Below are 26853 nucleotides of genomic sequence, written 5' to 3'. Positions count from 1 at the left end.
GTTTCCCGCGTAAACTGGAATCCACATTCCTTACATTTATAACGTTGAACTCCAGCGACAAACCCATTTTTAACAAACGCCTCAGAACCACATTTCCGGCAATGCATCTCGGTACCCTCCGTTTTTTTTGAAGGATAGCATAATTTCAAACATTTGTCATTATAAAAGTCAGTGTCTCTTTTTTTGAAGGGGATGCCTTAGGTTTGACTTTTTTCTGTAATTCCATGAAATTCCAGATGTTTTCCTAGAAAATTCATTTCAGAAAACCGCTCTGTTTTTCTTGATGCTGTTCGTCTTTCAACGTGAGAGCAGAGACCTGTTGTCGGCAGTACCGCGCTGAAGAGGGCTTCCCGTGCGCAGGACGTTGCGTTTTGCACTTTTTTTAGAAGGGAAGAGGTCTTCAAAAAAAATCTGGGAAAATTTTGTTCGACACGAGATGAATCCGCAAAAAGGAGTCTTTTTCTCAAAAGTTGCTTTTTGCAGGGAGGTGCAATCCGTGTTGGTCGTTAGATATAACGCACTTTCCCGAGCAGAGGGAAAGGTATGCGTGGAAAGCTGAAAAACGAGTGGCTCAGGTCTTGCTTTCATGGGAGTGCGAGACTTCCCTCAGCCGCGCGCAAGTTCGCGCTCCGTGTCCCGAGCTTCGGCACGGCGTTTCAGCTCCTCACGCTGGTCGTGGAGCTTTCGGCCGCGAGCAAGTGCAATTTCGAGTTTCACCTTGCCGTGTTTGAAATACAGCTTGACTGGAACGACCGTGAGCCCCTTCTGTTCGATGCGGGTTTCCAGAAGATGGATTTCCCTCCGGTGCAGGAGCAGTTTTCTGCTGCGATCCGGCTCCTGAATGACATAGCCGCCGCGGGCATAGGGTGCAATGCGCATTCCCACAACCCAGGCCTCGCTTCCACGGCACTCCACAAAGCTGTCGCCGAAGCTCACCTGGCCTTCGCGCAGGCTTTTCACTTCCGGCCCGGTGAGAGCTATCCCGGCCTCGAAAAATTCGAGAAATTCGTAATATTGCCGGGCCTTACGATTTTCGATGCGCGGCGTGTCCGCCATAGTCTCTCTCCCTTACCTGTCCCCGGCATCTGTCCCAAAGGAACGAGTGCGCTTATCCGCTTTTTCCACTTGTATCCTTGGCAGGATAGAATAAATCTCGCCCGTCGTCCATCCATATACCCGCGTCTGAACCCGTCGGGCCACGGCGCGCGGCGTGCCGCCCAAAGGCTGTTCTTCGGCAATGACGGAAAGCACTTCTTCACGGCTGGAGCGCACTGTCCTTTCCAGAGGCCCGATGATGACAGTGACTTCTCCCAGAATTTCGCTCAGGTCGGGCACGGACTCCAGACGGAAACGGAGGTATTCCTCATGCGTCTTGGTCAGCTCGCGAGCCACGCAGACTTCGCGTGGGCCAAGCAGGGACAATGCGTGGGTCAGCGTGTCCTGGAGTCTGTCCTTGCGTTCGAAAAAAACCAGCGTGACCGGAACGTTTGCAAAGGGGGCGAGGGTGGCTTCCTGATCGGAGCGGCTGCGCGGCAGAAAGCCGAAAAACACGAAGGGCTGCGGGGGAATGCCGCTGCCCGCAAGTGCTGTCACCGGAGCGCATGGGCCAGGCACGACAGAGACCGGAAGCCCGGCTTCACGGCAGGCACGGATAAGCGTGTAGCCCGGATCTGCCAGCACGGGCATACCGGCATCGGAAATGAGAGCGAGATCCTGCCCCTGACGCAGCAGTGTCAGTACTGTGGAAAGTTTCTCCTTCTCATTGTGGTCGTGAAAGCTGACAAAGCGCTTCACCTGCACACCCCAGCGAGCACAGGCCAGCGCTTCCCGTCTTGTGTCCTCAGCCAGAACCACATTGGCCGTTTCCAGGCACTGCCTGGCGCGGGGTGAAAGATCACCAGGGTTGCCAAGCGGCGTTCCCACGACCCACAGTGTGCCCGGGTGCATCTCCGAATCGGATAACGTCACGAATCAACTCCGTCTGATAAGTATCCCTCTGCGCTACAACGCAGACCAGGTCGAAACGGCAGGGACTCTCCCATGCGTCATGTGCCTCGAGCCAGCACTCAGCCGCGCGTACCAGCCGTTCTTTTTTCAAGAGAGTGAGTGCTTCCGCTGGAGACTGCATCCCGCCTAAAGTCCGTGTCTTGACTTCCACAAAGACAACGGTGCTGCCCTCCTGGCAGACCAGATCCAGTTCCAGGCGGCCACTGCGCCAGTTGCGATCCAGAATTGTCCAGCCCAGCCGCCGAAGCAGTGCTGCAGCGGTTTCCTCTCCGCGTTTTCCCGTACAAGCGGAAGCCGCCCTGCGTTTGTCTCTGCCGAAGTTCAGCATAGCCAGCCCTGCGCATCGTCCCGCCGGGGCGAGACGCCCCGAAAGTCCATTCGGTGCAGGGGGCAGGGACCGAATTTTTTCAGCGCTTCCCGGTGCTCTGAGGTTCCGTAGCCTTTATGCTGGGCAAAGCCGTATTCCGGCCAGCGTGCGTCGAGGCGGATCATCAGCGCATCGCGGAAGGTCTTGGCCAGTATGGAAGCCGCAGAAATGCACGGAATGAGTGCATCACCGTTTACCACGGCTTCCTGTTCAGGAAGCGGAATGGAAAAGTGACGGAAGTACAGCGGGGGGACAGTCTGCGTTCCGTCGATGAGCAGCCGGGCCGGAAGAAATTTGTCCCCGGCCTTCATACGCACACGCATGGCAGCCACAGCCCGGGTCATGGCCATGAGTGAGGCCTGAAGGATATTAAGACGCGAGATTTCGTCCATCCAGGAAAGTCCGATTCCCCAGCCCAGGGCCAGCGAACGGATCTCAGTGGCCAGATGTTCGCGTTCTTCCGGCTTCAGCACCTTAGAGTCGTCCAGTCCTATGAGGTCAAAGCCTTCAGCAAAGATGACAGCTCCGGCTACCACTGGTCCGGCAAGACAGCCGCGCCCGGCTTCATCGGTTCCGGCAACGAGCGCTTCTCCAGGATTTTTCGGCTTGAACAGCAGCCCTTGTTCCACAGGGCGCACACGGCGGCTTCTTGCCACAACGCCTCCCATACGATTCCGGCTGCTTCCCCTTCCTAAGACAAAATCCCCTTGCCGGATCTCGCCGGAAGGGGATCGTCGGCAGCTTGAACGGCATACGCCGCAAGGATGCGAACATCCTTCAAGCGCGAACAGCCAGGCTTAATAGCGGTTGCGGGGCTTGATGCGGGCAGCCTTGCCGCGGAGGTCGCGCAGATAGTAGAGGCGGGAGCGGCGCACACGGCCTTCGGAGACCACTTCAATATGGTCGATGAAGGGGGAGTGCAGGGGCAGGATGCGTTCGACACCCACGCCATCGGAAATCTTGCGGACGGTGAAGGTTGCACCGGTGGTTCCGCGCTGGATACGGATGACGTTGCCCTGGAACATCTGGATACGTTCCTTTTCGCCTTCGATGATACGCAGGTAGACTTTGACCGTATCGCCGGGCTTGAAGGACGGGATGTCCATGCGCATGTGTTCGCGTTCGATCTGCTTGATGATATCCATAGGGATCTCTCCTTGAGGAAAATGGTGTTCAGCCCCTGTCGCCCAGCAGTCTGTCCAGCAGAATGGCCGCTGCCGCGCGCACGGGGAGATGGTTGTATTCGTCCATCCAGCGCAGGGGAGGAAGGACGGCGTCGCATCGCTCCAACACCTCAGGAGCGATGCCATGCCCGGTTCCCAGGAGGAGAAGCACGGACCTGTCCGCAAGCCGGCTGCGCACCTCATCGAAGGTGGTCGCCGGCCGGCGTTCCCGGTGTTTTTTATCTAGGACAGGGCGGGCGCTCGTGCCGATCACGAGGGGCGGCAGTCCGCAGATGGTTGTCAACGTCGCAACTGCGTTTTCCAGAGAATCCTCGGCCCTGACCAGTCGAAGGGCCTCGGCTCTGTCGGGGTTGAACGACAGACCCGGCCCTTCCGTCCAATGGGAGAGCAGCGTTGCCAAGAGTCTGAGCTGATCCTTCAGCGGCGTGACCACGAAGAATCCACTGATCCCATAGGTGCGGGAAATTCGTGCTATATCGTGAATATCGAAGTTTGTCAAAGAGGTTGTGCCCACCTTTCGATCTTTTAATCGAACGGGGTGGTGCAGCAGGGCGACATACAAATTTTTTCCGGGCCGGAAACGGCCGCGGGCGCGCAGAAATTCCCGGTCGCGCTGGGTGAGCACAGCGCCGGCAAGCATATCCGGACGGTATCTGTCCGTGGCCAGCAGAGACTGTTCCCGCCGCCAGGCGGCAATCTCGGCGTGGTTGCCGCCCTGAAGCACGGATGGAACCTCCAGACCCTCGAAATTTTCCGGTCGTGTGTACTGGGGATATTCCAAAAGACCGTGGCTGAAGCTCTCTTCATCGCCAGATTCGTCCTTACCCATAAAACCTGGCTGAAGGCGTGCCGTGGCTTCGATGACGGCCAGCGCCGCCGCCTCGCCGCCGTTGAGTACCGCCTCGCCCACGCATACCGGCTCCACGGGCAGAAGTTCGAAAAGCCGTGCGTCGAAGCCTTCGTAGCGGCCGCAGATGAGCGTAAGCTCTTCTTCCTGTGCAAGCTCTCGGGCAAGATCCTGCGTGAACGGCCGGCCGGCCGGGGCGAGTGCAATAAGGCGGCCCTTCCCGCTCTGTACGGAAGGAGTCTCGCGCAGCGCCTGCATTAGGGGAGCGAGCATGAGCACCATGCCAGGCCCGCCGCCATAGGGACGGTCGTCCACGGAGCGGTGGCGATCCGTAGCTTTATCTCTGGGGTTGGCGAAGGAAAAGCTCACAATTCCCGCATCCCGTGCCCGTGCCATGAGGCCGCTGGACAGAGGGGATTCAAACCACTCAGGGAACAGTGTGACCAGCGTGTAGTGCATGGCGTCAGGCCTTGCTGTCCTCTTCGTCCTGCCCGTCGTCCGGTCGGTTCGAAGCGGCACCGCCGCAGTACAGCTCAACCAGGCCGGCAGGCGGAGCGATGGTCACGATACCGGCGGAGAGGTCAATATTGCGGACAAAATCCGGGACGGCTGGAAACAGAATCTCGTGCCCGCCTTCGGCTTCCGGGGTGCGGATATGCCAGAGTTCCTGACTGGAAGGAAACGATACGTCCTCGAGCTTCCCCAGCTCGGTGCCGTTTTCCAGCCGGACGGACAAGCCTGCAAGGTCGCGCAGGTAGGGGGCATCGTCTTCAGATTCTGGAAGAAAGGAGGCGTCAATGAGCAGCTCCTGCCCGCGCAGGCATTCGGCCTGGGAACGGTCGTCGCAGCCCTCCAGACGGAGGATGAGCTGATTCTTCCACAGGTTCCATTCAACTACGCGCACAGGACGCGGTGCAAAGTGCCCGGCGCGCAGCATGAGCGGCTTCTCGAGCAGTTCGGGCGATTCGGCGTAGTATTCCACACGGATTTCGCCCTTTACGCCGTGAGGCTTCATGAGGCGGCCGAGGACCACCAGAGAATGCGCTGCAGCCATTATTCAATGATTTCCAGCATCACGCGCTTCTTTGTCTTGGCGGAGACCGCCCCCAGAAGCGTGCGTATGGCGCGGGCCGTGCGTCCCTGTTTGCCGATGATCTTGCCCAGATCCTCTTGAGCGACTTCCAGCTCAAGAACCGTCCCCTGTTCCCCTTCTGCCTCGCGGATGACTACCTGATCGGGGTCGTCCACAAGAGTCTTTGCAATATATTCCAACAAGTCTTTCTGCTGCATAGTTACCTCCGAAGGGATCCGGGCAGAGCCGGACAGGGCGTTTCGTCTTGAAATAGCATTGCCTTCCGGCCGGCGTCAATCGCAGTCCAGCCATCGTCTTTGCAGGAATCTCTGATATGGTTGCTCTTTTGTGCAAAAAAGTTCACATAAACTGGCTCGTTCCGTCCGCATGAGCTGACTTCCGGCAGCCGACTGCCCGCGTTTTGCCCGGCGATTCTTCAAATTTTTGGTGAACAGGTGTAACATTTTTGTTTTATTCATTATTATTAAACTTTTCTGGAGCGTTGGCTTGTGAGAAAATTGAATAAAGGCGAACGGTGTACATTTTGCCTTGCCAGTGTCCTCAAATTCAGGCTAAAGTAGGGAACAACAGAGTTTTTGCCCTATCCCACAAGTATTCACTCTTCAGGAGGGTTTTCTATGTCTCTCAATATCCTCGTCATAGGCGGCGTGGCACTTGGTCCGAAGGCCGCGGCCCGTGCTAAGCGTCTTCTTCCCGACAGCACCATCACCATGATTGACCAGGGAGAATACATCTCCTACGGCGGCTGTGGCATCCCGTACTTTGTCGGCGGAGATGTGCCCCAGATGAACGGCCTGCGTACGACCAACGCCGGTGTGGTCCGCGATGAAGCGTTCTTCAGAGAACTCAAGGGCGTCAACGCCATTTGCCATACCCGCGCCCTTTCCATCGACCGCCGCGGTAAAACCGTGACCGTCGAGGACACCAAAACGGGCGAACAGCGGCAGCTCGCCTACGATAAACTGGTCATCGCTACCGGCAGCAGCCCGCGCATTCCTCCCATCCCCGGCCATGACCTCAAAAACGTCACTTCCGTGACCTGCCTTGAAGCTGCTCAGGCGGTACAGCAGCAGTGCGCAGCCAGCAAGGTCAGCCACGCCGTTATTATCGGCGCCGGCTTCATCGGACTGGAAATGGCAGTGGCCCTTGCCGACATGTGGGGCATCAAAGTCACCGTCATCGAGATGCTCGACCATATTCTGCCCGCCCAGCTCTGCAAGAATTTCAGCAAGATGGCCCAATACGATCTCGAAAAGCTTGGTGTCACCGTACTCACCGGCGAGACCGTCAAGGAACTCAAGGGCAAGGATGGCGCCGTTTGTCAGGTGATCACGGACAAACGCGTCCTTGATGCCGAAGAAGTCATTTTCTCCATCGGCGTGACCCCCAATTCCAAAATTGCTTCCGATGCCGGCATCGCCTGCCATCCCCGCGGCGGAATTCTGGTCAACAGCCATATGCAGACCTCCGACCCCGACATCTATGCCGGCGGCGACGTTGTTGTGGTGCGCAACCTTATTTCCGGAGATCTCTCCTACCTGCCCCTTGGTTCTATGGCTAACAGGCAGGGGCGCGTCATCGGCACCAACGTTGCGGGTGGCGACGCCACTTTTGAGGGCGTGGTCGGTTCCTGGTGCGTCAAGCTGAACAAGATGCACGCCTCGGGTGCCGGTCTCACCCTGCATCAGGCCCGCATGGCTGGTTTTGATGCCATTGAAGTGTGCATGGAGGGAACGGACAAGGCCCATTTCTATCCCGGACATACCAACGTCAGTCTGGCCGTCATCGTGGACAGGAAAAGTCAGCGGGTTCTCGGCATTCAGGGAATCAGCGACAATGGGGAGGCCGTCAAAGCCCGTACCGACGCCGTGGCCGCCATGCTCCAGATCGGCAAGCCCACGCTGAACGATCTATCCAATCTGGAAGTCTGCTACGCTCCGCCCTTTGCCTCCGCCATGGATGTGATTAACGCCGCAGGCAACGTGGCCGAAAACGTGGTCAGCGGCCGCCATCACTATATTTCCCCGGATGACTTCGTGGAACTCTGGGAAAAGCGCGATGAAAACCACTATTTCTTTGTGGACGCTCGTCCGCCCAAGGCCGGAAAGCCCATCGAAGCCCGTCATCCCGGACAGTACCTGTCCCTGCCTATGGAAGAGTTCAACGAACGTGCGGCCAGGGAAATTCCCACCGACCGCCCCGTGGCACTCATCTGCAACACGGGTACCCGAGCCTATGAGATGCAGCTCAAGCTGCGTGAAATGGGCATTGAGACCGTGAACTCCGCAGGTGGTCACACCGCCCTGCGCAAGCGCGGCGATGAAGAAAAGTTCTAGTCACTGTGAACTGGGCCGCTTCCTTTGGGGAGCGGTCTTTTCTGTCAACAATGCCGGCCGGTGGACACCGACCGGCATTGTCCGTTAAACGCGTTCCGCTGCCACCTGGAAGCATCCGAAAAGTTATTCAGGCGGAAAAGTTTTGATGTACGCACCGGTTTACACGCTGACTTCTTCTTTTTCGCGCAGGGCGGCTCAGCGTATGAGAAAGAAAAGGTACACAGAAAAAAGCGGACAGTCTGACTGCCCGCTTTTTCTGGAGGAAGGGAGTGCCTGGACGTGCGTCCGGGCACTCCGGAGTGGGGTGGGGATTATTTCTTTTCCTTGTCCAGTGATACGGTGATGAAGAAGACATTGCCGCGACGGTTGATCTGGAACATGACGGCTCCGCGTTCCTTGCCCTCCTTTTTGAGGACGGAGGCCAGTTCGTCCGTGGAGGTCACGGGCGTGAGGTTGGCGGAGAGAATGACGTCACCACTGCGCAGGCCGGCGTCGGCGGCTGGGCTGCCACTTGCCACGTTCACGATGAGCAGGCCTTTTGTATCCGTTGGGATCTGAAGGGCACGGGCGTCTTCAGGTGTCAGGGGGCGGATGCCTATGCCGATATTGGTCGGGGAATCCGAGCCGTTTTCTGCCACGCCGGTATGGGAAGCGCGCTCGCCCAGGGTGACGGTGCGGGTCAGTTCCTTGCCGTTGCGATTGACCGTGATTTCGGTCTTGGTGTTGGGCTTGAGTTCGGCCACACTGCGGGTGAGTTCTGATGCGTTGTGGATGGGCGTCTTGCCCACGCGAATGATGATGTCGCCGTCTTTAAGCCCTGCCTTGTCCGCGGGTTCATCGGGTATGACGGAACCGATGAGAGCGCCGGTGCTTTCCTTGAGACCGAGAGCCTTGGCCATGTCGGGTTTCACATCCTGAATGGTTACGCCCATCCAGCCGCGGCTGATCTTTTTGCCTTCGCGCAGTTCATTGATGATTCTGGAAGCCAGGCTGCTGGGGATGGCGAAGCCAATGCCCTGTCCACTGGCGGAAATGGCGGTATTGATGCCGATGACTTCACCGTTCATGTTGATGAGCGGGCCGCCGCTGTTGCCGGGGTTGATGGAGGCATCGGTCTGAAGGAAGTTGTCGAAGGGCCCGGCGTGGATGTTGCGCCCCTTGGCGCTCACGATGCCGGCAGTCACCGTGTTGTTCAGGCCGAAGGGGTTGCCGATGGCCACTACCCATTCCCCGACTTCCATGGCGTCGGAATCACCGAATTTCAGCACAGGCAGGGTCTTGGAGGTCTCCACCTTGAGCAGAGCAAGATCCGTTTCGGCATCGGTGCCGATGATTTTGGCAGGGAGGGATTCGGAATTGTCGCCGTTCATGTTCACGGTGACTTTGTCCGCACCTTCCACGACATGGTTGTTCGTCACGATATAGCCGTCCGCCGAGATGATGAAGCCTGAGCCGAGCGCCGTGCTCTTTTGTTTGGGAGCCGGACCCTGACGCATACCGAAGGGGCCGCCGAACTGTTCAAAGAACTGCTCCATGCCCGGGAAGTTGAACATGTTCATCACGGGGCTGACCACTTCACGCTCCGTACTGATGTTGACTACCGCGGGCCCTGCGGATTTGGCGAGAGGGACGAAGTCCGGCAGTGCCGGGGCCGCAACTGCGACAGAAGTCATGAGAAAAATGCCTGTGACGGCAAACGCCGTTTTCCTGAAAAAGTTATGCATGGTAAAACTCCTTGAGTATCAAATCCGAGTAAACAACAGCTCTTCCCATCGTCATAAACGGGAACGGCCGGAGGCTCATGGTAAAAGTGCCATACCTATTCGCTGTTCGTGCCGGAACCGCCTCCACAACCGGCGCAGTTCCCGTGGCAGGGCGCGCTGCGGTTGAGGTTCTTGTTGTCCATCCAGGCCGGGCGGGGGCCTATTTTGAAGGGGAAGGCTCCTGTCTTCAGCGGACTGGGAGCGGAGACCAGACGGCTGGTGTGAGAAGAGCCGCATTTTGGACAGAGAGGCAGCTCGTCCTCGGTGAAGGCAAGTTCTTCAAAGGTGTGACGGCAGTCACGGCATTCGAAGTCATACAGAGGCATGGCAAAATCTCCTTGCGAACCGGAAGGGCGTGTTTTTTTCCCTTTGCAGATAAGCACCTTATAACATCTGGCAAGATTAAGGCAAAAGGCTCTGAGGAGGAAAAAACACCGCATGAAAGATTATGTAAGGGAGAAAAATAAATAAAAAAAGAGAGATACACGATGTTTTCTCGTGCGCTCACGGCGTTTTGCGGGCAAAAGAGGAGATTCTTGCATAATGTTACAGTCTGCGGAGCAAAGGAGCAGACTTGCGACACAAGGCAAAACTGCCCGTGACCGGCCTTCGGAAAACGTACGGAAAAAACGAGAGACTGTCAGCTGCCCCAGGTTTGAGCGCTTTTTTCCGCCTTCTTGCGCACACCGGCCCAGGTCTTTCCCATGAGGAAGGACTGAGGGTAGACGTCGAGCATAGCTTCAAGGATGTTCGCCGTGACGGTGAAGGTCAATTCGTCCGTCTTCAGATAGGGCCGGCAGGAGGGATCGGCTCCGCCGAGGACGGCCTTTTTCTCGCCTTTGCGCTGGTAGTGCAAAGGCCAGGCGAAGACATTGGCACAGCCCGAACCAAAGGGAGAGACTACGGCGTGATGATCGTCCAGAGCGAAGCAGGCTAGCGTCATCAGACCGGAGAGTGTTTCGCCGCGGGCATGGAAGCAGTAAAGGTCTGGCCTGTCCCCGGCTTTGAGCGTACCTGCCGGACGCACGATGCAGCAGGGCGCGGGTGCAGGCTGAATGTTCAGATCTTTGAAGAAGCGGTGCATGGAGGCCGGATCGGGCAGGTAGCGTTCTCCCGGTCCATCCTGATAGCCGGTGGTCACGAAGTGCGCGATGCGGTCCGGTGGGGGCAGGAGATAGCCCAGATAGACCTTGCCGCCCATGCAGGCGGTCGTTTCCGGAGTGAAGGCGGCGGCCATCCTGCGCGAGCGGGCGAGGCGCATGTAGTTGAGGATACAGCTGTGCCCGGCCGTTGCCGGGGTCAGGGCGGCTTCGGGCGGCGCTGCGGCGTACTGGATAGCCAGGGGATCGTCGCAGCCGAGAAGAGCAGTCAGTTTCTGCAGACGGGGATCGGACATGGTGGCCTCCGGCACAGGGCTGAGGTGGACGGGAAGTCCGCTGGGCGGCTTGCGCTCATTCCATCGGAAAATCCACGCGGATTTTGAACAGTTTTGTCGCGGGCAGATTCATGACGGGCACGCCCGTGCTTTTTGTGATGCCGTCGATGGTGGCGCACACGTCTTCCCAGGAGGGGCCGATGACGGTGAACCAGACATTGAACTTGTGTTTTCTCAGGTAGTTATGGGTTACGCCGGGCAGGGCGTTCACACAGGCGATGAAATTGTCCAGTTTGCCTTCGGGCACATGCGCCCCGCAGAGCGTGGAGCGGAAGCCCAGTGCCGAACTTTGGAAGTTGGCCCCCAGCCGGCGGATGATTCTGCGGGATTTCAGGTTCTTCACCCGCGCCAGAGCTTCTTCTTCACCAATGCCGAGCCGTTCTCCCAGTACGGCGTATGGGCGAGGTTCTATGGGAAAATCGGTCTGAATGATGTCCAGCAGCTTTTTATCGAGAGTGTCCAGAGTTTCGGGTTGCGGCATGGCGTCCTCCGTCATTTTTTCTGCGGCTGGTAGAGGCAGAGCGGTTCCTGAGACATGGGATCGCCGGTCATGCTGTAGGCGCGGGCACGGCAGCCGCCGCAGACCTTGTGGAATTCGCACACGCCGCACTTGCCCTCATAGGCGCTCTGGTCGCGGAATTTCAGAAACCACGGCGTCTCTTTCCAGAGTTTGGGGAAGGGGGTGGAGCGCACGTTGCCGCAGTCCAGAGTGAGGTAGCCGCAGGGCTGGAGCTGGCCGGTATGACTGATAAAACAGAAGCCCGTTCCACCCAGGCAGCCGCGGGTCATGGCGTCCATGCCGAAGTTGTCCATGTTCACGGCAAGGCCGTCTTCGCTGGCCCGCTGACGCATGATGCGGTAATAGTGCGGCGCGCAGGTGGCTTTAAGGTGCATGGAGGTCGTTTTCCTGAAGTCGTAGAACCAGTGCAGCACATCCTCATATTCCCTGGCGGTGATGACTTCTTCCTGAAGATCCGCGGCGCGTCCCATGGGTACAAGCAGGAAGATGTGCCAGGCCGCAGCGCCCACGCGCTCGCAGAGGCGGAAAATGTCGCGGAAGGAATGCAGGTTGCTCTTGGTCACCGTGGTATTGATCTGGAACTCCACGCCTTCGGCCTTGAGACACTCGATGCCGCGCATGGATGCAGCGAAGGCGCCGGGCACGCCTCGGAAGTTGTCATGGCTTGCCGCATTCGCGCCGTCAATGGAGATGGAGCAGCGCTGAAAGCCGGCTTCGCGTATGCGGCGGGCGTTTTCTGGGGTGATGAGCGTACCGTTGGGCGACATGACGCAACGCAGTCCCTTATCTCGTGCGTAGGCGGCCAGTTCGTAAACGTCGGGGCGCATCATGGGATCGCCGCCGGTGAAGATGACGATGGGGCTGCCCACTTCGGGGAAGGTATCGATGAGGGCCTTGGCTTCATCGGTGGAAAGTTCGCCGGGGTAGGGTTCGGGATGAGCTTCGGCCCGGCAGTGTTTGCAGGCCAGGTTGCAGGAACGGGTTACTTCCCAGGCAATGAGGCGGCATTTCGGGGAACCATCGGGCAGAAAGCGGGAAGCGTGGCCGCTGGAAGTGCGCAGAGGATGCCCGCCGGGGTGGCAGGAGCCGAGGCCGGAAGCGGATTCGGGGCACGTCATCAGTGTATCCAGCCTTCGCGCAGGGCTTCCACGGAGAAGTAGGAAATAATCATCCTGGCTCCGGCGCGCTTGATGCCCGTGAGGGATTCCATGATGACGGCTTTGCGGTCGATCCAGCCGTTTTGGGCGGCGGCGCAGATGAGGGAATATTCTCCGCTCACCTGATAGGCCGCCAGCGGCACGTCGAAGCGATCGCGCACGAGGCGGATAATGTCCTGATACGGCCCGGCGGGTTTGATAATGAACATGTCAGCCCCTTCCGTAATGTCGGCTTCCATTTCGCGCAGGGCTTCCAGTGCGTTGCCGGGATCCATCTGATACGTGCGGCGGTCGCCGAAGTGGGGGGGGGATTCCGCAGCGTCGCGGAACGGCCCGTAGTAGGCGGAGGCGTACTTGACAGCATAGGACATGATGGGCGTTTCCTCATATCCGGCCTTGTCCAGAGCCGTGCGCAGCGCCAGTACGCGCCCGTCCATCATGTCGGAAGGAGCGATGATGTCCGCTCCGGCCTCGGCCTGAGAGACCGCGGTTCTGGCCAGCAGGTCGAGCGTGGCATCGTTGAGCACATGCCCCGTTTTGTCGCCATCGGCGATGAGTCCGCAGTGTCCGTGCGAGGTGTACTCGCACAAACACAGGTCGGTGATGACCAGAAGTTCGGGCCAGCGCTGCTTGATCATGCGCGTGGCGCGCTGTACGATGCCGTCGCGGGCGTAGGCCCCGGAGCCGGCGGGGTCCTTGCTTGCGGGAATCCCGAAGAGGAGTACGGCGCGCAGACCGAGAGCCACGGCCCGACTGATTTCCTTTTCCAGCTCCTTCAGCGAGAGCTGAAACTGTCCGGGCATGGAGGCAATGGGCTGGCGGAAGGAAGCGTCTGGAGTGTCCACCACGAAATAGGGCATAATGAGATCGGCGGCGGAAAGCGAAGTCTCGCAAATCATTTCGCGCAGAATGGGTGTGCGGCGCAGACGGCGGCCGCGGTGGAAGGAACATTCGGTCATGGAAATATCCTCAGGTGCGTGGGGCGCGTTGCAGTTCATGAATATGGATGCAGTCTAGCACGGGCGGGGTATGTTGAAAAGGGACGGTCTGAGTCCTGAAGCCGGGAGGACGCCTCACTGCAAAGCGCCCTACCCGGGCACGGGACAGAGCTGCAGTGCAAAGAGTACCCCGCAGCGGCATGGGGCGGGCTGCCGAAGCAGTCTCCTTCGTTGAAAGAAGCGTGAGCTGTTTTTTGGCGGTGTGCAGCTCCTGGTCAACGGCTCTGGCGGGATATGTTTAGCATTCCGTCAGGGAGTGCGAAACGTGCCGCTTCAGGCGAGGTCTTCGCTTTGCCCGTGTTCTGTTTCTGTCCATAGCACACGCGCCGCGTCAGTTTCTCGAGGACGCGGCGCGGTGGAAGCAGTGTACGAAAGTTGTGATATGGGAAGTGGTTACAGGATGCTATTTGATGCCGATTTCCTCATCGGTGAGGTAACAGGCCGGATCCTGTGCCCATTCATCGCCGTAAAAGGCTTCGGCGCGGGAACGGAAGTTGCCGCCGCAGATGTTCAGGAAGCGGCACTTGGCGCAGCGCCCTTTCACATGGGCCTTTTTGTCCTTAAGCTTGTGCAACAGTTCGATGGAGGGATCATCCCAGATTTTGGAGAAGGGGCGTTCCAGCACGTTGCCGAAGACATGCTGCCGCCAGAACTGGTCGGCGCTGACATCGCCGTTCCAGGAGATGCAGCCTATGCCACGGCCGGAGCTGTTGCCCTCGTTGAACTGGAGCAACTCGAAGACTTCTTCGGCACGCTTTGGATCTTCCCGGAGCAGGCGCATCCAGACGTACGGGCCGTCGGCATGGTTGTCCACCGTGAGAACTTCCTTGGGCTTTCCGGCGTCGAAGGATTCACGGGTCTTGTCCATGATGAGATCCACAACGGCACGGGTTTCCGCATGGCTGAGGTCTTCTTTGATAAGCTCGGTACCGCGCCCGGAGTACACCAGATGATAGAAGCACACGCGGGGAATGTCCCGTTCGCGGAGGATGTCGAAAATCGTGGAGACGTCCGCGGCGTTGCGCTTGTTGATGGTGAAGCGCAGGCCCACCTTGATGCCTTCTTCCCGGCAGTAGTCCAGCCCTTCCAGTGCCCGGCGGAACGCGCCGCTGACGCCGCGGAAGCGGTCATGGATTTCTTCGCCTCCGTCCAGAGAAACGCCTACATACGAAAGCCCAACTTGCTTGAGCTGCCGTGCCATGTTTCGGTCGATGAGCGTCCCGTTGGTGGAGATGACGGCACGCATGCCCTTTTTCGTGGCATAGCTGGCAAGTTCCGGCAAGTCCTGACGGATGGTGGGCTCGCCTCCGGAGAAGAGCATGACCGGTGCACCGTAGGCGGCGAGGTCGTCGATCATGACTTTGGCTTGTGCTGTAGAGATGGGATCCGCGCCCTTTTCCGTCTCGGCCTGGGCATAGCAGTGGACGCATTTCAGGTTGCAGCGGCGGGTCATATTCCAGACGACCACCGGCTTTTTATCGGCGGAGAACTGGAGCAGGTGTGAGGGAAGTTTCCCGGAATGGCGTCCGTAACGCAGAGCGTCGGAAGGTTCCACCTGTCCGCAGTAAAGTTTGGAGATTCCAATCATGAGGGATCCTTGGCTAGAGTGTGACCGGAGCGTACCGGCGGGAAAGGGATGATAGCCGTACCTTGTTCCGGAATCAAGCGGGGGGGAACGGCTCTTTGCGGGGAGAAGTCCGCAGCGGGGGACGTCAGTCCAGAACCCCTCCCGCGAGCAGAAAGCCATCGCGGTCATACACGGCGGCGATCTGTCCCGGAGCGTGCGGGGACTGGGGACTGGCGAAGGTTATCTTCAGCACATCCCCGCAAATGTCCACATGGGCCGCAGTGGGCCGCTGATGGTAACGAGTGCGCACGAAGACTTCTTCCGGCCACAGTGCGCAGGGAACCATGAGATTCACCTCGCGGGCACAGCAGGAATCCGTGACCAGTCTGTCCCGTGTACCCACCACAAGGGTATTGCTTTCGGGAAGCCGGCGCAGGACGTACAGCGCTTCCTTGCAGGCGATGCCCAGTCCGCGCCGCTGACCTTCGGTATAGTTCCAGAGTCCGCGGTGAGCGGCAATGACTCTGCCTTCCCCTTCCAGGACCATCGGCCCCGCACCGGGAAGCGGCGTGCCTGTTCCTTGGCTCCAGGCTTTGAGCCAGGCGTAGTGGTCGTTTTCGGGCACGAAGCAGATTTCCTGACTTTCCGTGGGCGCGGGCGGTGTCAGACCGCGTTTGGCGAGCCATGCCCGCACATCCGTCTTCTTTTTTTCAGCAAGGGGGAAAACACAGAGACGCAGACGTTCCACGGGGACCAGAGCGAGAAAGTAGCTCTGATCCTTTTTCCCGTCCGAACCCGAGCGCAGGGTGAGACCGTAGACGGGATGCTCGACCATGGCTGCGTAATGTCCGGTGGCGTAGCGTTCTCCGTGCTTCAGGGCGGCGTCCATGAGCAGACCGAATTTCATGGTTCGGTTGCAGAGTGCACAGGGATTGGGGGTGCGCGCCCGGATATGGATCAGCGCAAAGGGCGTCATGACCTGTTCGGCAAATGAGGCCGTCAGGTCGGCGAGGACGAGGGGAATGCCGAACCTGTTGCACAGCTTCCGCATGGCCGGGACAGGATCGTTCTTGAGCGTGGGGAGAAAACGGGCGTGAACTGCCGTCACTTCGTGGCCCTGCTCACGCAGTGAGAGGAGGGCGAACAGACTGTCGGTCCCGCCGCTGATGGCGATGCTGATCTTCATGGGAGCATTGTGCCATCGGAGCGAAGCAAGAGCAAGGCTGTTTTGCGTCCCGTGGACGTTGCCAAGCACGCACAAAGCTCGTATGATGAAGACACGTTTAGAAGAAGAGGAGAGTGTTCATGAAAAAATTTTTGCTTTGTGCGCTGCTGTCTGCCATGACGCTGCTTTCCGGGTGCGCCGGCATGGAACTCTATCGCGGGGTAGACCCTTCCACGAACGCTTTCGTCTCCACGGGTTATCCTCAGGCGCAGATCCAGCCTGCGGAAGGCTTCAAGAACGTTTCCTTTGGCGCGGCCTATGTGCGGGTGGCTGAGGAAGACGGTATGTTCACGGTTGTTCCCGTAGACGCCTCATATGCGCTCTATTATTCGGATCGCTCGCAGCTGGCCGTGGTGGTGGCGGAATGCGGCCCGTATTGGCTTTGGGACATCAGTTCCGTTGCGGCAGAGTTTCGCTATCTGCCCATACTGCGCGAGTTTTCCGGAGACAGAGTCCAGGATGCCACGGTTCGCGTCTATGTGCGCAGCGGTGCCCGCGACCCCTGGATGCCCGTCTTCGCTGAGGCTGGAAGCTCCTGGGAAGGGGATGTCCTGGTGGCGCGCTATGAGTGGTGCAGCTCTTACGATACGAGCAAGCTCCTTGTGGAATACCGCGAGCCTCTGCCCGCCCCAAGGGAAGAACTCACGGGGCGTCAGGCTCTCGTGACAGAATTTCTGGAACGCTCGCGGGCGGCGTTCACACTCGGCCCAGCTCCGGAAACAGTAGTCAAGGGCGGCGTAAGGCGCAATCTGAATATCCCCGACAGGCTTCTCGCTCCGGTCATCGGGGCCGTGACTCGTCCCACGATCCTCGAGGATTTTTAAGGCGAGGCTGACTCTCTCATTTTTGGCAAAAGAAGGACGTTGAAGAGAAAAGGCCAGGCTCCGCTTAGTATTGTCTTTTGGTGAAGTCCGCTTACGATGGCATTGTGAGGCTTCCTTCCAGAATACGGCAATTGGGAGATACCCTTGTGCAATAGCGCGAGGGTATTTCTTTCACATTCGCAGGAGACGCTCAATGCTGAAGGCAAGACTTTTTTGTGCAGCAGGGGCACATAAAGGAGGGGAGCCATAGGTCATAAAAAAGACTTTTGCGAGGGAATTGGTGTCTCCGGGCACGGAAGAGATCTGCGCAGACAGCCGGCAGGTGTATTCTCATAACAGGATAGCGTTACTTCCCTGCCCGCGCTAGCTGAATAATTTTTTCCGCCATGAAAATGATTTCGTTTTTGGCAGTTTCCGGATCGCTGAACATCTCTGCAAACGAGAGCAGGGAACTCTCGGTTCCCGTCAAAAACAGTTCTGCCACCTGACATTCCAGTATCAGAGCCATTTTCTCCAGCGTCTGGAATCGAGGGGCAGTGAGTCCGCGCTCGATGCGCGAAAGCGAATCCGCCCCAATGCCGATCCGCTCGGCGAACTGGGCTTGATTCAGGCCGAGCCGCTTTCTTTTTGCGGTAATATTGGCTCCTACGATCACAGTGAGCGGGCGCTTGCTTTTTTTCGGCACAATGACAGCTCCTCTTTACCTGAAAACTGATATGCACCCCATCAGGTGGACAAAGTAAGAAAGCCCAGCTAGGCTGGGGGTTCAAAAAAACTTAAAGTTATAAGTATGTTATAAAAACTCCTTTTGATTTGCTAAGAAAGAGGTGCGGTCTGACAACTGCATCAGAAGCAAATCAAAAGGAGGTCACGATGAGTGACACGAAGAAGTTATCGCATACGAAGTGGAACTGCAAGTATCACATCGTATTTGCGCCGAAGTATCGCAGACAAGTTTTCTATGGCGAGAAGAAAAGAGCTATAGGAGAAATACTGCGAAAATTGTGTGAATGGAAAGGCGTACAGATTATTGAAGCAGAATGTTGTCCTGATCATATCCATATGCTTGTCGAGATCCCCCCAAAGCTAAGCGTATCAAGTTTCGTTGGATATTTGAAAGGAAAAAGCAGTCTGATGATCTATGAACAGTTTGGAGAACTGAAATTCAAATATCGCAATCGTGAATTCTGGTGTCGGGGGTATTATGTAGACACGGTTGGTAAGAATAAGACCCGAATAGCTGAATACATCCGACACCAGTTGGACGATGATAAACTGGGAGAGCAGTTGAGTATCCCGTACTCAGGAAGCCCGTTTACGGGCCGCAAGTAACGAAGATGCAAATGTCAGATCGCACATGCGCCTGTTAGGGCGCGGCTGGTAAGAAAGCCTTACAGGCGCATAGGGGGAACCACCGGCTATGCCGGTGGGGCCCCATTTTCGTTTTCTAACCTATTTCTAACCAGAGACAATTTTTTTGGCTGGCGTTTGCCCTTGGCAGAAGCTGTTTGAACGCGATTGATGGCTTTTGTCGTGGTAAGAATTCGGGACTGTGGCATATGGGACAAAATCTGGAAGCCTGCGGAAATTGAAAATGCATGGACAGCTTGTCTTCCTGTCGAGTAATTCTTAACCTTTTTTCTGACCAATTTCTAACCGTTTGCGAATCGAAAAAATATTGGCCGATACGTCAGAATTTTTCGCAAATTCAGTGGCTCTAATCGGCTTCTTGGGCCACTTTTATTTTCAGAATATACTAAATTTTCTTACGCTACCCTTACACTACCCGTGCTTTCCAGAGGGCTTCGGTTATATCCTCTACCCTTCGTACCGAAACGCCAACTATACACATCTCTACTAAGGCTTCTTCCACCGAGCTTTCTCACCGGTGGTACGTTCGTACATCGTGACTTTGCATAGCGCATCTACTTCTAGTATGGCGTTCAATGGCTCTTCCACGGTTGTCCTACCAACTGACAAACATAACTTTTCAGCTCATCCTCGTTGACCACTATTACTCCCCACGACTTTCCTTTTCTCTTCCGGCCTATTGTCCATCTATAGCCTCGCTTCCTAGGGGGGCGCTACTCATTTCCTAACCAGATGCCGAGGTTATGTCCATTTGCGCAATGTGCGAAAGATTCTGTACGTTATCGCTCGCCCAAAAAGTACGAAAATTGGACACTACCCGTTTATTTCCTGCTTTCGCCAGCCTCAGCATATTCAACAAATCTTCGTCAATTCGGTATCCTGTGTGACCCTAGCTTTACGTTGAAAGGTCTTCACCTCCTCAACGGTTCATCAACCATAAGCACCATCCACCGCCCCAGGGTCATAACCTAGGTCGGTCAGAAGTTACTGTTCCTTTCTGGTGTATTGGGAACTAGATAGTGTCGTCTTTAATTTTAGCCCAAATGGCTATGTACCGTATATGCACAGCAGCCAGAAAAGAGGCCGTGTTTTTCGCATACCGTGTGGCGATACCTCGCCAACGCTTCAATTCCAGGAAGGCATTTTCAATAAGGTGTCGAAGCCGATAAAGATATTTATCGTAATAGCGCGTATTTTTGCGACCGTTACGAGGAGGGATGACGGAATCAACAAGCACATCGCTGTCATATTCCTTGTCTGCCTAAAGATAGTCCGCATCTATTCCCTCAATAAGTTTGCAAGCTTGCGAACAATCTGCAACGGAACCTGCTGTAATAACCATTCTAACCGGCATACCATGCGCATCCACGGCCAGATGTATCTTTGAGTTGAGTCCCCTTTTGTGCGGCCCCTGTCCTGATTGCCGCCGTGTACCCCTGCCGCGTGCTGGTGGGCTTCGATATGACTTGCATCTCAATCATAAGCCATTCAAAATCTGGTTCAAATATGAGGATTTCGAGTAATCTTTCCCACGCTCCACTATCTCTCCATCGACAAAAACGGCGATGGATATTTTTCCAATCCCCATAGTCAGGGGGCAAATCTCGCCACGGAGCACCTGTTCGGCAAATCCCAAAAACCGCATTGAGAAAATTTCGATTATCACGGGCAGTCACACCTCTGGTTCCTTCCCGGCCTGGAAGGTGCGGTTCCAAAATCTCCCAAACCTTGTCAGATAATCGTGACGACGATGCGCAGCTTCCATATCTACTTCCTTTTGAAAAAGGATAGCGGAAAGCTACAAAAATTAAAAGAAAAATGACGACACTATCTAGCGTACAACTTTTGTCTTGCCACTTTGACCTCCGCGCTCTATAAAGAAGTAGTTCCAGCGCAGGGAGCAGGATGTTCTGCCGCTGGAAAGTCAGAGCAAGGAGCAGGTTTCCATGACGTCACGCCGTCCCCGATTTTCCGGGCATCAGACCTTTTCATTTCGTTATGGCTGGCTGGAAAAAGGCTACCAGCACATCAGGGGCGGCAGACAATTTTCTGATCCCGATGCTCTTACGTATCTTGGTGTGGGAAAAAATATGGTCGAAAGCATCAAGTATTGGTGTGATGCTTTTGGGCTGGTGGAAGAACATGGCGTCACATCCTTTGGGGAAGAGTTGCTTGAGCCTCAAAATGGTTGGGATCCCTGTCTTGAAGATGATGCGTCTCTTTGGTTGCTACACTGGAAAATGTGCAGTCAGCAGCAATTTATGACTGCGGCAACGCTTCTGTTTGGTGAGATGCACAAGCCGGAATTTAACTGCGATGACTGGCTGGAGCTTTTGCGCCAGCATGACAGTCAAAGTCAAGGCAAGGCGACATCTATACCAACGCTGGAGCGGGATATAGAGTGCTGTATCAAGATGTACGCCCCGTTAAAAAATGCCGGGAAAAAACGGGTGCTGGAAATGTCTTATGCCTGCCCGTTTCAGGAGCTGGGATTGCTTTCCCTGCTGGAAGGAAGCTCCATGCTGCGTTTTTCCATTGGGCCCAAGAGCGGGCTGCCTCCGGAAATCATCGGGTATGCCATCTGGGACTATTTGCGGAGCAACGACCGTCACGGCCTGCGCCTGAGCGAATTGATGTATGCGGATTATGCACCGGGACAAATTTTTATGCTGGATGAAAACAGCCTTGTAGAAGCGGTTATGCAGCTGCATCAGTCCCCCCGTTGGGGAGACTGTTTTAATCTGACAGCTTCCGAAGGCATTGAGACGATCCTTTGCACCTTGCCCTGTGGTGAGGATTTGCTGCGCGCTTATTATACAGACATGGAGTAGCCATGCCAGTCCTTTCTGATCTTGTTTCCGTACGCACCCGCTACCGCCGTGCCGTCAATCTTTCTGCGGACAGGCACGATATTCACGCTCTGGACGACATACTTGTTACGCCTCTTGTCGCGCATGCTTTGAACCGTCTGCTGGATAACCTGGAAAATGATCAGGGCGAGCGCAGCTTCATGATTTTCGGACCATACGGCGCGGGGAAGTCAACTTTTGCCCTGTTTGTGAACGCCCTGTTCAGTGAAGGCGCGCACAAAAAAAATCGGGCTTACACCGAACTTTGTCAAAATTCTCCCGAACTTGCCCAACGCTTTGCTGAACTGTGCGAAGCGGTTCGCCCCTGGCTTTGCGTACCGCTGACGGCGCGCCGCAGTCCCATCGGACAAATTATTCTTGAGGGATTGCAAACGGCATTGAAAACATTGCCGGAAGATGATGAACGCCAAAGCCTGGAGCAACATCTGGAAAGGCTGCTGCAACAGGCGGGATGGCGTGACAGCGCCGCTGTGCTGGAGCAGGTGGATGCGGTGCGGCGTTTGGCAGAGAAGCGCAAACGCGGCGGGATGCTGCTGATTGTGGACGAGGCAGGAAAAAGTCTGGAATACGCACTGCAGGATAAAGTTGGCGGTGATGTCTATCTGTTTCAGATGCTGGCCGAATATGCCAAGCGGGCTACAAACACTCCTATGCTGTTCCTGACGGTACAGCATCAGCACTTTGATGGTTATACGGAACTGAGCAACACCACTCTGCGCCATGAGTGGGCCAAGGTGCAGGAGCGTTTTGAGTCGCTGCCCTTCAATGAACAGCTTGCCTCCGACCTGAATACGCTGGGGCAGGTGCTGTGCTATTCCTGCCCATTACCATGTTCTCTGCTGGACGTAATCATGGGGGAAGCACAAAATTTGCTTGACGCAGGCGCGGAATTGCCCCCGGGCATGACTTCGGCCGAATTTATCCATATTTGTCAGCATGCCTGGCCGCTGCATCCTTCGGTGGTGCTGGTGCTGCCGCTGCTGTTTCGGCGTCTTGCCCAGAATGAGCGCTCACTATTTTCGTACCTTGCCAGTCAGGAGCCGCACGGTTTTCAGGAGCATTGCCGCCGCGATTCAGCTGTGGATAACGGATTTGTGCGCTTGCACAATATTGCCGACTATCTGCTGACCAACATGACGGCTACCCTCATGCAACGCCCTGTTGCCCGGGTTTTGCTGGAAACGCTGGAGGATGGCGGCAAGACACTGGTGCCTTTACAGGCTCGAATCCTTCGAGCGGTGGGGGTTCTCAATGTTCTTGGTCCTGGCACACCCCTGAAAGCCACAAAACGTATCCTCTCCGCGGTACTGGCTCAAAGCCGGGATGTGCCGGAAACCCTTCAGGATTTGCGACGGCAGGAGTTGCTGACCTTCCGGCAGCTGGATCAGAGTTTTCGTTTATGGGAAGGCGGTTCCATAGATATGGAATCCCTGCTGCAAAAAGCCCGAAAACAGTTGCGCTATGAGGGGTCGGCCTTTGTAGAGCTGGTACGGGAACATGTTTCCACACGGCCGCTGGTGGCCCGCAGGCATTGCCTGCAAAGCGGCGCATATCGTTTTTTTGATTTGGAATATACCGCCTCTGTCACAGGCCTTGCTCCCCGCAAGGACGCACGGGCATCCTGCGAAGCCGGACACGTGGTTGTTCTCCTGCCCATGAGTGATCAGGCCCGGCTTGAAGCGGATGCCCTGCAAGCGACCCGGAAAGACCCATCTCTGGTCATAGCCTTTCCACAACAGCTCGACATGCTGCGTCAACCGGCTATTGAGCTTGCTTGTCTGCGCTGGGTGGCGAAGCACACCCCGGAGCTGCGCGGCGACCGGCGCGCGTTGAGGGAATACGGCACGTTGCTGGTCGACTGCGAGCGCCGTATCCGCCAAAATGTCGATCTGTTGCTGGATCCGCGCCCGGCGCCCCGGGGCAATGCCTGCCGCTGGTTCTGGAACGGTTGTCAGCAGGTCGTGACGCGCCCCGTTGATGTAACCCGTCTGCTGAGCTTGGTGTGCGATACCTTGTATCCTCATGCTCCTCGCATCAAAAATGAACTGGTCGCCCGGCCTGCTCTCTCTTCGGCGGCTACGGCGGCCCGCAATATGCTGCTTAAGCGCATGCTGACACATGCCGGGCAACGTACTCTAGGTATTGAGGGCTTTCCGCCGGAACGCAGTATGTATGAATCCGTTTTGCGCGGAACCGACCTGCATCAGCAGGCAGATAACGAGCATTGGCGCTTGTGCGAGCCTGACCCAAATTCAGACCTGTTTGCGGTCTGGCAGGCGCTGGAGCGGGAAATTTATACTGCCGCCGGAGAATGCGTCCCCTTGCCGGGGCTTTTCCGCAAGCTAATAGCCCCCCCTTACGGTGTTCCGGAAGGAATCTTGCCCATTCTGCTGCTGGCCTTTTACCTTTGCCGCCGTTCCGAGTTGTTTTTGTACCGTGAAGGCTCCTTTTTGCCCCAGCTGGACGAGGCCAGCGTGGAATTAATGCAGCGCCGGCCAGATTTGTTCGGTATTTCCGGCGTACGGCTGAAAGGGGAACGCCTGGCCATTGTTGAACGCTATGCCGCGGGTTTGCGGGTGGAAGCAACCGTACCCGCGGTGGTGGCCCGCCTGTATGCGGCCATTCGGCAGCTTCCCTCCATCACGCAGCACACGGCAAAGCTCGCATCTACGCGCGGCAAGGCTCTGCGGGACTGCTTTCGTTCCGCCCGCTCTCCCGAACGCCTGTTGTTTGAGGAATTGCCCGAAGCCTTCGGTCTGCCGTCTCTGTTGGTGGGCACAACGGAGGGCGAGGCGGAAAAATTCGCCGCTGCCATGCGCGAAAGCATGGGGGAATTGATGGACTTTGCCCCTCGGACGCGTGCCCGATGCCGTGATGAGCTTTTGTGCGCTTGCGGCCTGCCTGGCGGAGATTTCGGTTGGCATGGCTTTGTGGAACGCGCGGCCTTTCTGGCCAGGAGGGTGCGCCGGGGGGGGCTTGCTCCTGTCCTGGAACGTGCCTGCCGCACGGAAAGCAATGAAGACAGCCGTCTGGAAGGCATTCTGGGCATCGTCTATGGCCGGGCTTTTGAGCGATGGAACGATGCTGACGTTGTCGCTTTCAACGATGCGGCCCTGGGTACAGGAGAGCAATTTCGGCGCGCCTGGGAAGACTTTGGAAGCGCTTTTCTCAACAGCGAAGAACAAAAAAGCAAGGAACATATTCGCACGCTGCTGGCCACGAAGCTGCAAGAGGTACAAAAACAAGCCCCGCCCCGTGTCCTTGCGGAAGCATTACGTGAACTGCTCCGGGAAGTAGAAGGCGGTGTTGATAAGGGGAATAATCAATGAATTGGCGAGAATGGGCGAAAAAGACAGACAGACGGCATATTCTTGCCCTTTCTGGCGGCAAGGACAGTTCCGCCATGGCTGTGTATCTTCGGGATAAAGTTCCAAATCTTGAATATGTGTTTTGTGATACAGGAGTAGAGCTGGAAGAAACTTATGATTATTTAAAAAAATTAGAATCATTTCTTGATATGAAAATACATACCATATCAGCAGCAGAGGGATTCGATTTTTATTTGAAGATGTTTTCCGGTGTGCTGCCTGATGCCAACACTCGTTGGTGTACGCGAATGCTCAAGCTCAAGCCCTATGAAAAATTTATCGGAGATGATCCTGTTGTCAGCTATGTGGGGATACGTGCTGATGAACCTCACCGGCAGGGCTATATTTCAGGCAAGCCCGGCGTGACAACGGTGTTTCCCTTTGCGGAAGACGGGCTTATCAAAAGCGACATCTATCGCATTCTGGAAGATTGCGGTTTGGGATTGCCTAGCTATTATCAATGGCGCTCACGATCCGGCTGCTATTTTTGCTTCTTCCAGCAAAAGCGCGAATGGGTGGGCTTGCTGGAGAACCATAAAGATCTGTTCGAGCTGGCCCAATCTTATGAAAAAATAGATCCGGATACCGGCGAACGCTTTACCTGGATGCAGGACGAAAGTCTGGAGGAGCTGTGCAGGCCCGAACGCGTGGCAGCCATTAAAAAAGAATACGAAAAGCGCATGCGGCGCGAAGCGCAGAAATTTGCGAGCAATCAACGCCTGTGCGACATGTGGGACGGAGACGCGGAGGGGCAGGAACTGGCCTGCCTTGTCTGCCATATCTGAACAGGAGGAAGGGCATGCTGTATTTTGACGCCAATGCAACAACCCCCTGTGCACCAGAAGTGCAGGAGGCCATGCGCCCTTATTGGAGTGATGCTTTCGCCAATGCGTCCAGCCCGCACTGCGCCGGGCGTGTGGCCGCACAGGCTGTAGCCGCGGCACGACGTTCTGTGGCCGAATGTCTGGATGCCCGTCCGCAGGAAATAATCTTTACCTCTGGCGCAACAGAAAGCACCAATCTTGTTTTTTGGGGGTTGCTGCTGGCCCCCCGTACACGGCGCCACGTTGTTGTCAGCGCCATAGAACACAAGTCTGTGCTGGAAAGCGCCGCCCTGCTGGAGGAGCAGGGTTTCGAGGTTACCCGTTTGCCGGTTACGCCGGATGGCGTTGTTGACCTAGATGCCGCAGCTCGAGCCATAACGCCGGAAACCGCACTGGTTTCCGTTCAGGCCGCCAACAACGAAATCGGTACTATTCAGCCTGTTCTTCAAATTTCCCGGCTTGCACATGAGGTTGGGGCGTTCTTTCATGTGGATGCGGTGCAGGCATTGGGGAAAATGCCTGTTTCCATGCTGGACTGGGAATGTGACTTCGCTTCATTCAGCGCCCATAAAATTTATGGCCCCAAGGGCATCGGTGCGCTTTTTGTCAAGGGCGGCCCGCTGCGCTGGCCCTGGCCGCGCCCACTGCGCGGCGGAGGGCAGGAGGGCGGCCTGCGCCCCGGCACGCTGAATGTGCCGGGCATTGTTGGTTTTGGTGCTGCCTGCGACAGGCTGCAGCAACGCCCAGCAAATGTCTTGGAAAATGTTGCTACTTTACGGGATTTGTTAGAAGATTCTCTTGGAAGAAAATTTAATAATTCTATTAGTGTGTTGGGAAAAAACGTAGATAGGCTCCCTAATACCTCTGGCCTTCTTATTGAAGGTATTGATGCAGATATGCTCTTTTTGCGGTGTAAGGATGTACTGTTTTCAGATGGCTCTGCCTGTAAATCTGGTGTCATAGGTCTATCGCATGTTGTTGATAGTGTGTTGATAGAAAAAAAATTAAAAAACAAATTTTTACGATTTACTCTTCTTGAGAATGTTACAAAGCATGATATAGAGTTATTGATAAGCTCAATAGAAGAGGTCGTTTAG

General features: G+C 56.3%; 24 protein-coding genes and 3 pseudogenes. 7 read left to right on the top strand and 20 right to left on the bottom strand.

The window, feature by feature from the left end:
* Positions 1-297: 297 nt before the first annotated feature.
* The 9 genes and pseudogenes from Q0Z94_RS03285 to Q0Z94_RS03245 all read right to left on the bottom strand — a co-directional run bounded on the left by Q0Z94_RS03285 (position 298) and on the right by Q0Z94_RS03245 (position 5695).
* Entirely contained in the window at positions 298-588 is a 291-nt protein-coding gene (locus Q0Z94_RS03285) for a hypothetical protein (RefSeq protein WP_298067591.1), read from the bottom strand.
* A gap of 18 nt (positions 589-606) precedes the next feature.
* Positions 607-1056: an SsrA-binding protein SmpB gene (gene smpB, locus Q0Z94_RS03280; RefSeq protein ID WP_298067590.1), complete on the bottom strand. Its 450-nt coding sequence runs from the start codon at positions 1054-1056 to the stop codon at positions 607-609.
* Positions 1057-1068: 12 nt separating this feature from the next.
* Positions 1069-1947, bottom strand: a complete 879-nt coding sequence (gene rsmI, locus Q0Z94_RS03275; RefSeq protein WP_298067593.1) for a 16S rRNA (cytidine(1402)-2'-O)-methyltransferase — start codon at positions 1945-1947, stop codon at positions 1069-1071.
* A gap of 58 nt (positions 1948-2005) precedes the next feature.
* Positions 2006-2335 (bottom strand): annotated as a pseudogene (locus Q0Z94_RS03270) (YraN family protein); the annotation flags it as partial.
* Positions 2329-3003, bottom strand: coding sequence for a ribonuclease HII (locus Q0Z94_RS03265; RefSeq protein WP_298067592.1), 675 nt, complete (start codon positions 3001-3003; stop codon positions 2329-2331). The gene Q0Z94_RS03265 and the pseudogene Q0Z94_RS03270, both read right to left, overlap by 7 nt.
* A 168-nt stretch (positions 3004-3171) precedes the next feature.
* Entirely contained in the window at positions 3172-3519 is a 348-nt protein-coding gene (gene rplS / locus Q0Z94_RS03260; RefSeq protein WP_298067589.1) for a 50S ribosomal protein L19, read from the bottom strand.
* Positions 3520-3547: 28 nt separating this feature from the next.
* Entirely contained in the window at positions 3548-4864 is a 1317-nt protein-coding gene (gene trmD / locus Q0Z94_RS03255) for a tRNA (guanosine(37)-N1)-methyltransferase TrmD (RefSeq protein WP_298067588.1), read from the bottom strand.
* Positions 4865-4868: 4 nt separating this feature from the next.
* A complete protein-coding gene (rimM, locus tag Q0Z94_RS03250; protein WP_298067587.1) occupies positions 4869-5459 on the bottom strand; it encodes a ribosome maturation factor RimM in 591 nt (196 codons plus the stop codon).
* Complete coding sequence (locus tag Q0Z94_RS03245; protein ID WP_298067586.1) at positions 5459-5695, bottom strand: KH domain-containing protein; 237 nt, start codon at positions 5693-5695, stop codon at positions 5459-5461. The genes rimM and Q0Z94_RS03245 overlap by 1 nt, the downstream gene beginning before the upstream one ends.
* 420 nt (positions 5696-6115) lie before the next feature.
* Between Q0Z94_RS03245 and Q0Z94_RS03240 the strand changes: the two genes are divergently transcribed.
* Positions 6116-7834 (top strand): FAD-dependent oxidoreductase, encoded by a 1719-nt coding sequence (locus Q0Z94_RS03240; protein ID WP_298067585.1) that lies wholly within the window; start codon positions 6116-6118, stop codon positions 7832-7834.
* 311 nt (positions 7835-8145) lie between these two features.
* Here the strand turns inward: Q0Z94_RS03240 and Q0Z94_RS03235 are convergent, their stop codons facing one another.
* The 8 genes from Q0Z94_RS03235 to Q0Z94_RS03200 form a co-directional block, all read right to left on the bottom strand.
* A complete protein-coding gene (locus tag Q0Z94_RS03235) occupies positions 8146-9558 on the bottom strand; it encodes a DegQ family serine endoprotease (protein ID WP_298067584.1) in 1413 nt (470 codons plus the stop codon).
* 95 nt (positions 9559-9653) lie between these two features.
* Positions 9654-9923 (bottom strand): zinc ribbon domain-containing protein, encoded by a 270-nt coding sequence (locus Q0Z94_RS03230; protein WP_298067583.1) that lies wholly within the window; start codon positions 9921-9923, stop codon positions 9654-9656.
* Between the two features lie 314 nt (positions 9924-10237).
* Complete coding sequence (locus Q0Z94_RS03225; protein ID WP_298067582.1) at positions 10238-10993, bottom strand: DUF169 domain-containing protein; 756 nt, start codon at positions 10991-10993, stop codon at positions 10238-10240.
* A 55-nt stretch (positions 10994-11048) separates the two neighbouring features.
* Positions 11049-11513, bottom strand: coding sequence for an AsnC family transcriptional regulator (locus Q0Z94_RS03220; protein WP_298067581.1), 465 nt, complete (start codon positions 11511-11513; stop codon positions 11049-11051).
* Between the two features lie 11 nt (positions 11514-11524).
* The gene (ahbD, locus tag Q0Z94_RS03215) at positions 11525-12670 is read right to left on the bottom strand and encodes a heme b synthase (protein ID WP_298067580.1); all 1146 of its coding nucleotides are present in this window, start codon (positions 12668-12670) and stop codon (positions 11525-11527) included.
* On the bottom strand, positions 12670-13668 hold the full coding sequence (gene hemB / locus Q0Z94_RS03210) for a porphobilinogen synthase (protein ID WP_298067579.1): 999 nt from the start codon (positions 13666-13668) through the stop codon (positions 12670-12672). The genes ahbD and hemB overlap by 1 nt, the downstream gene beginning before the upstream one ends.
* Before the next feature lie 442 nt (positions 13669-14110).
* Positions 14111-15295 carry a 12,18-didecarboxysiroheme deacetylase gene (gene ahbC, locus Q0Z94_RS03205; protein ID WP_298067578.1) on the bottom strand — a complete coding sequence of 395 codons (1185 nt, stop codon included), beginning with the start codon at positions 15293-15295 and terminating at the stop codon, positions 14111-14113.
* 124 nt (positions 15296-15419) lie between these two features.
* Positions 15420-16460 carry a tRNA-specific 2-thiouridylase gene (locus Q0Z94_RS03200; protein WP_298067577.1) on the bottom strand — a complete coding sequence of 347 codons (1041 nt, stop codon included), beginning with the start codon at positions 16458-16460 and terminating at the stop codon, positions 15420-15422.
* Between the two features lie 119 nt (positions 16461-16579).
* On the opposite strand from Q0Z94_RS03200, the gene Q0Z94_RS03195 reads away from it, so the two are divergent.
* Entirely contained in the window at positions 16580-17323 is a 744-nt protein-coding gene (locus Q0Z94_RS03195) for a DUF4851 domain-containing protein (protein ID WP_298067576.1), read from the top strand.
* 346 nt (positions 17324-17669) lie between these two features.
* Here the strand turns inward: Q0Z94_RS03195 and Q0Z94_RS03190 are convergent, their stop codons facing one another.
* Positions 17670-18008 (bottom strand): helix-turn-helix transcriptional regulator, encoded by a 339-nt coding sequence (locus Q0Z94_RS03190; protein WP_298067575.1) that lies wholly within the window; start codon positions 18006-18008, stop codon positions 17670-17672.
* Between the two features lie 188 nt (positions 18009-18196).
* Here Q0Z94_RS03190 and tnpA point away from each other — a divergent pair, with 188 nt between their 5' ends.
* On the top strand, positions 18197-18655 hold the full coding sequence (gene tnpA, locus Q0Z94_RS03185; protein WP_298067574.1) for an IS200/IS605 family transposase: 459 nt from the start codon (positions 18197-18199) through the stop codon (positions 18653-18655).
* Between the two features lie 423 nt (positions 18656-19078).
* Here tnpA and Q0Z94_RS03180 read toward each other — a convergent pair.
* Both Q0Z94_RS03180 and Q0Z94_RS03175 read right to left on the bottom strand, forming a co-directional pair.
* A pseudogene (locus Q0Z94_RS03180) lies at positions 19079-19217 on the bottom strand (transposase); the annotation flags it as partial.
* Positions 19218-19706: 489 nt separating this feature from the next.
* Positions 19707-20459: pseudogene (locus tag Q0Z94_RS03175) on the bottom strand (IS5 family transposase).
* Between the two features lie 181 nt (positions 20460-20640).
* Here Q0Z94_RS03175 and Q0Z94_RS03170 point away from each other — a divergent pair.
* The 4 genes from Q0Z94_RS03170 to Q0Z94_RS03155 are packed head-to-tail and all read left to right on the top strand — an operon-like array spanning position 20641 to position 26853.
* A complete protein-coding gene (locus tag Q0Z94_RS03170) occupies positions 20641-21525 on the top strand; it encodes a DUF4007 family protein (RefSeq protein WP_298067573.1) in 885 nt (294 codons plus the stop codon).
* Positions 21526-21527: 2 nt separating this feature from the next.
* Positions 21528-24893: a hypothetical protein gene (locus tag Q0Z94_RS03165; protein ID WP_298067572.1), complete on the top strand. Its 3366-nt coding sequence runs from the start codon at positions 21528-21530 to the stop codon at positions 24891-24893.
* Positions 24890-25717, top strand: coding sequence for a phosphoadenosine phosphosulfate reductase family protein (locus Q0Z94_RS03160; RefSeq protein WP_298067571.1), 828 nt, complete (start codon positions 24890-24892; stop codon positions 25715-25717). Before Q0Z94_RS03165 ends, Q0Z94_RS03160 begins: the two co-directional genes overlap by 4 nt.
* A gap of 14 nt (positions 25718-25731) precedes the next feature.
* Positions 25732-26853, top strand: coding sequence for a cysteine desulfurase family protein (locus Q0Z94_RS03155; RefSeq protein ID WP_298067570.1), 1122 nt, complete (start codon positions 25732-25734; stop codon positions 26851-26853).

It is taken from the genome of uncultured Mailhella sp., assembly GCF_947631555.1.
In the GTDB taxonomy this organism is placed as follows: domain Bacteria; phylum Desulfobacterota; class Desulfovibrionia; order Desulfovibrionales; family Desulfovibrionaceae; genus Mailhella.
Note: the sequence above shows the minus strand (reverse complement) of the source record. Positions and strands in the feature narration are given on the sequence as shown.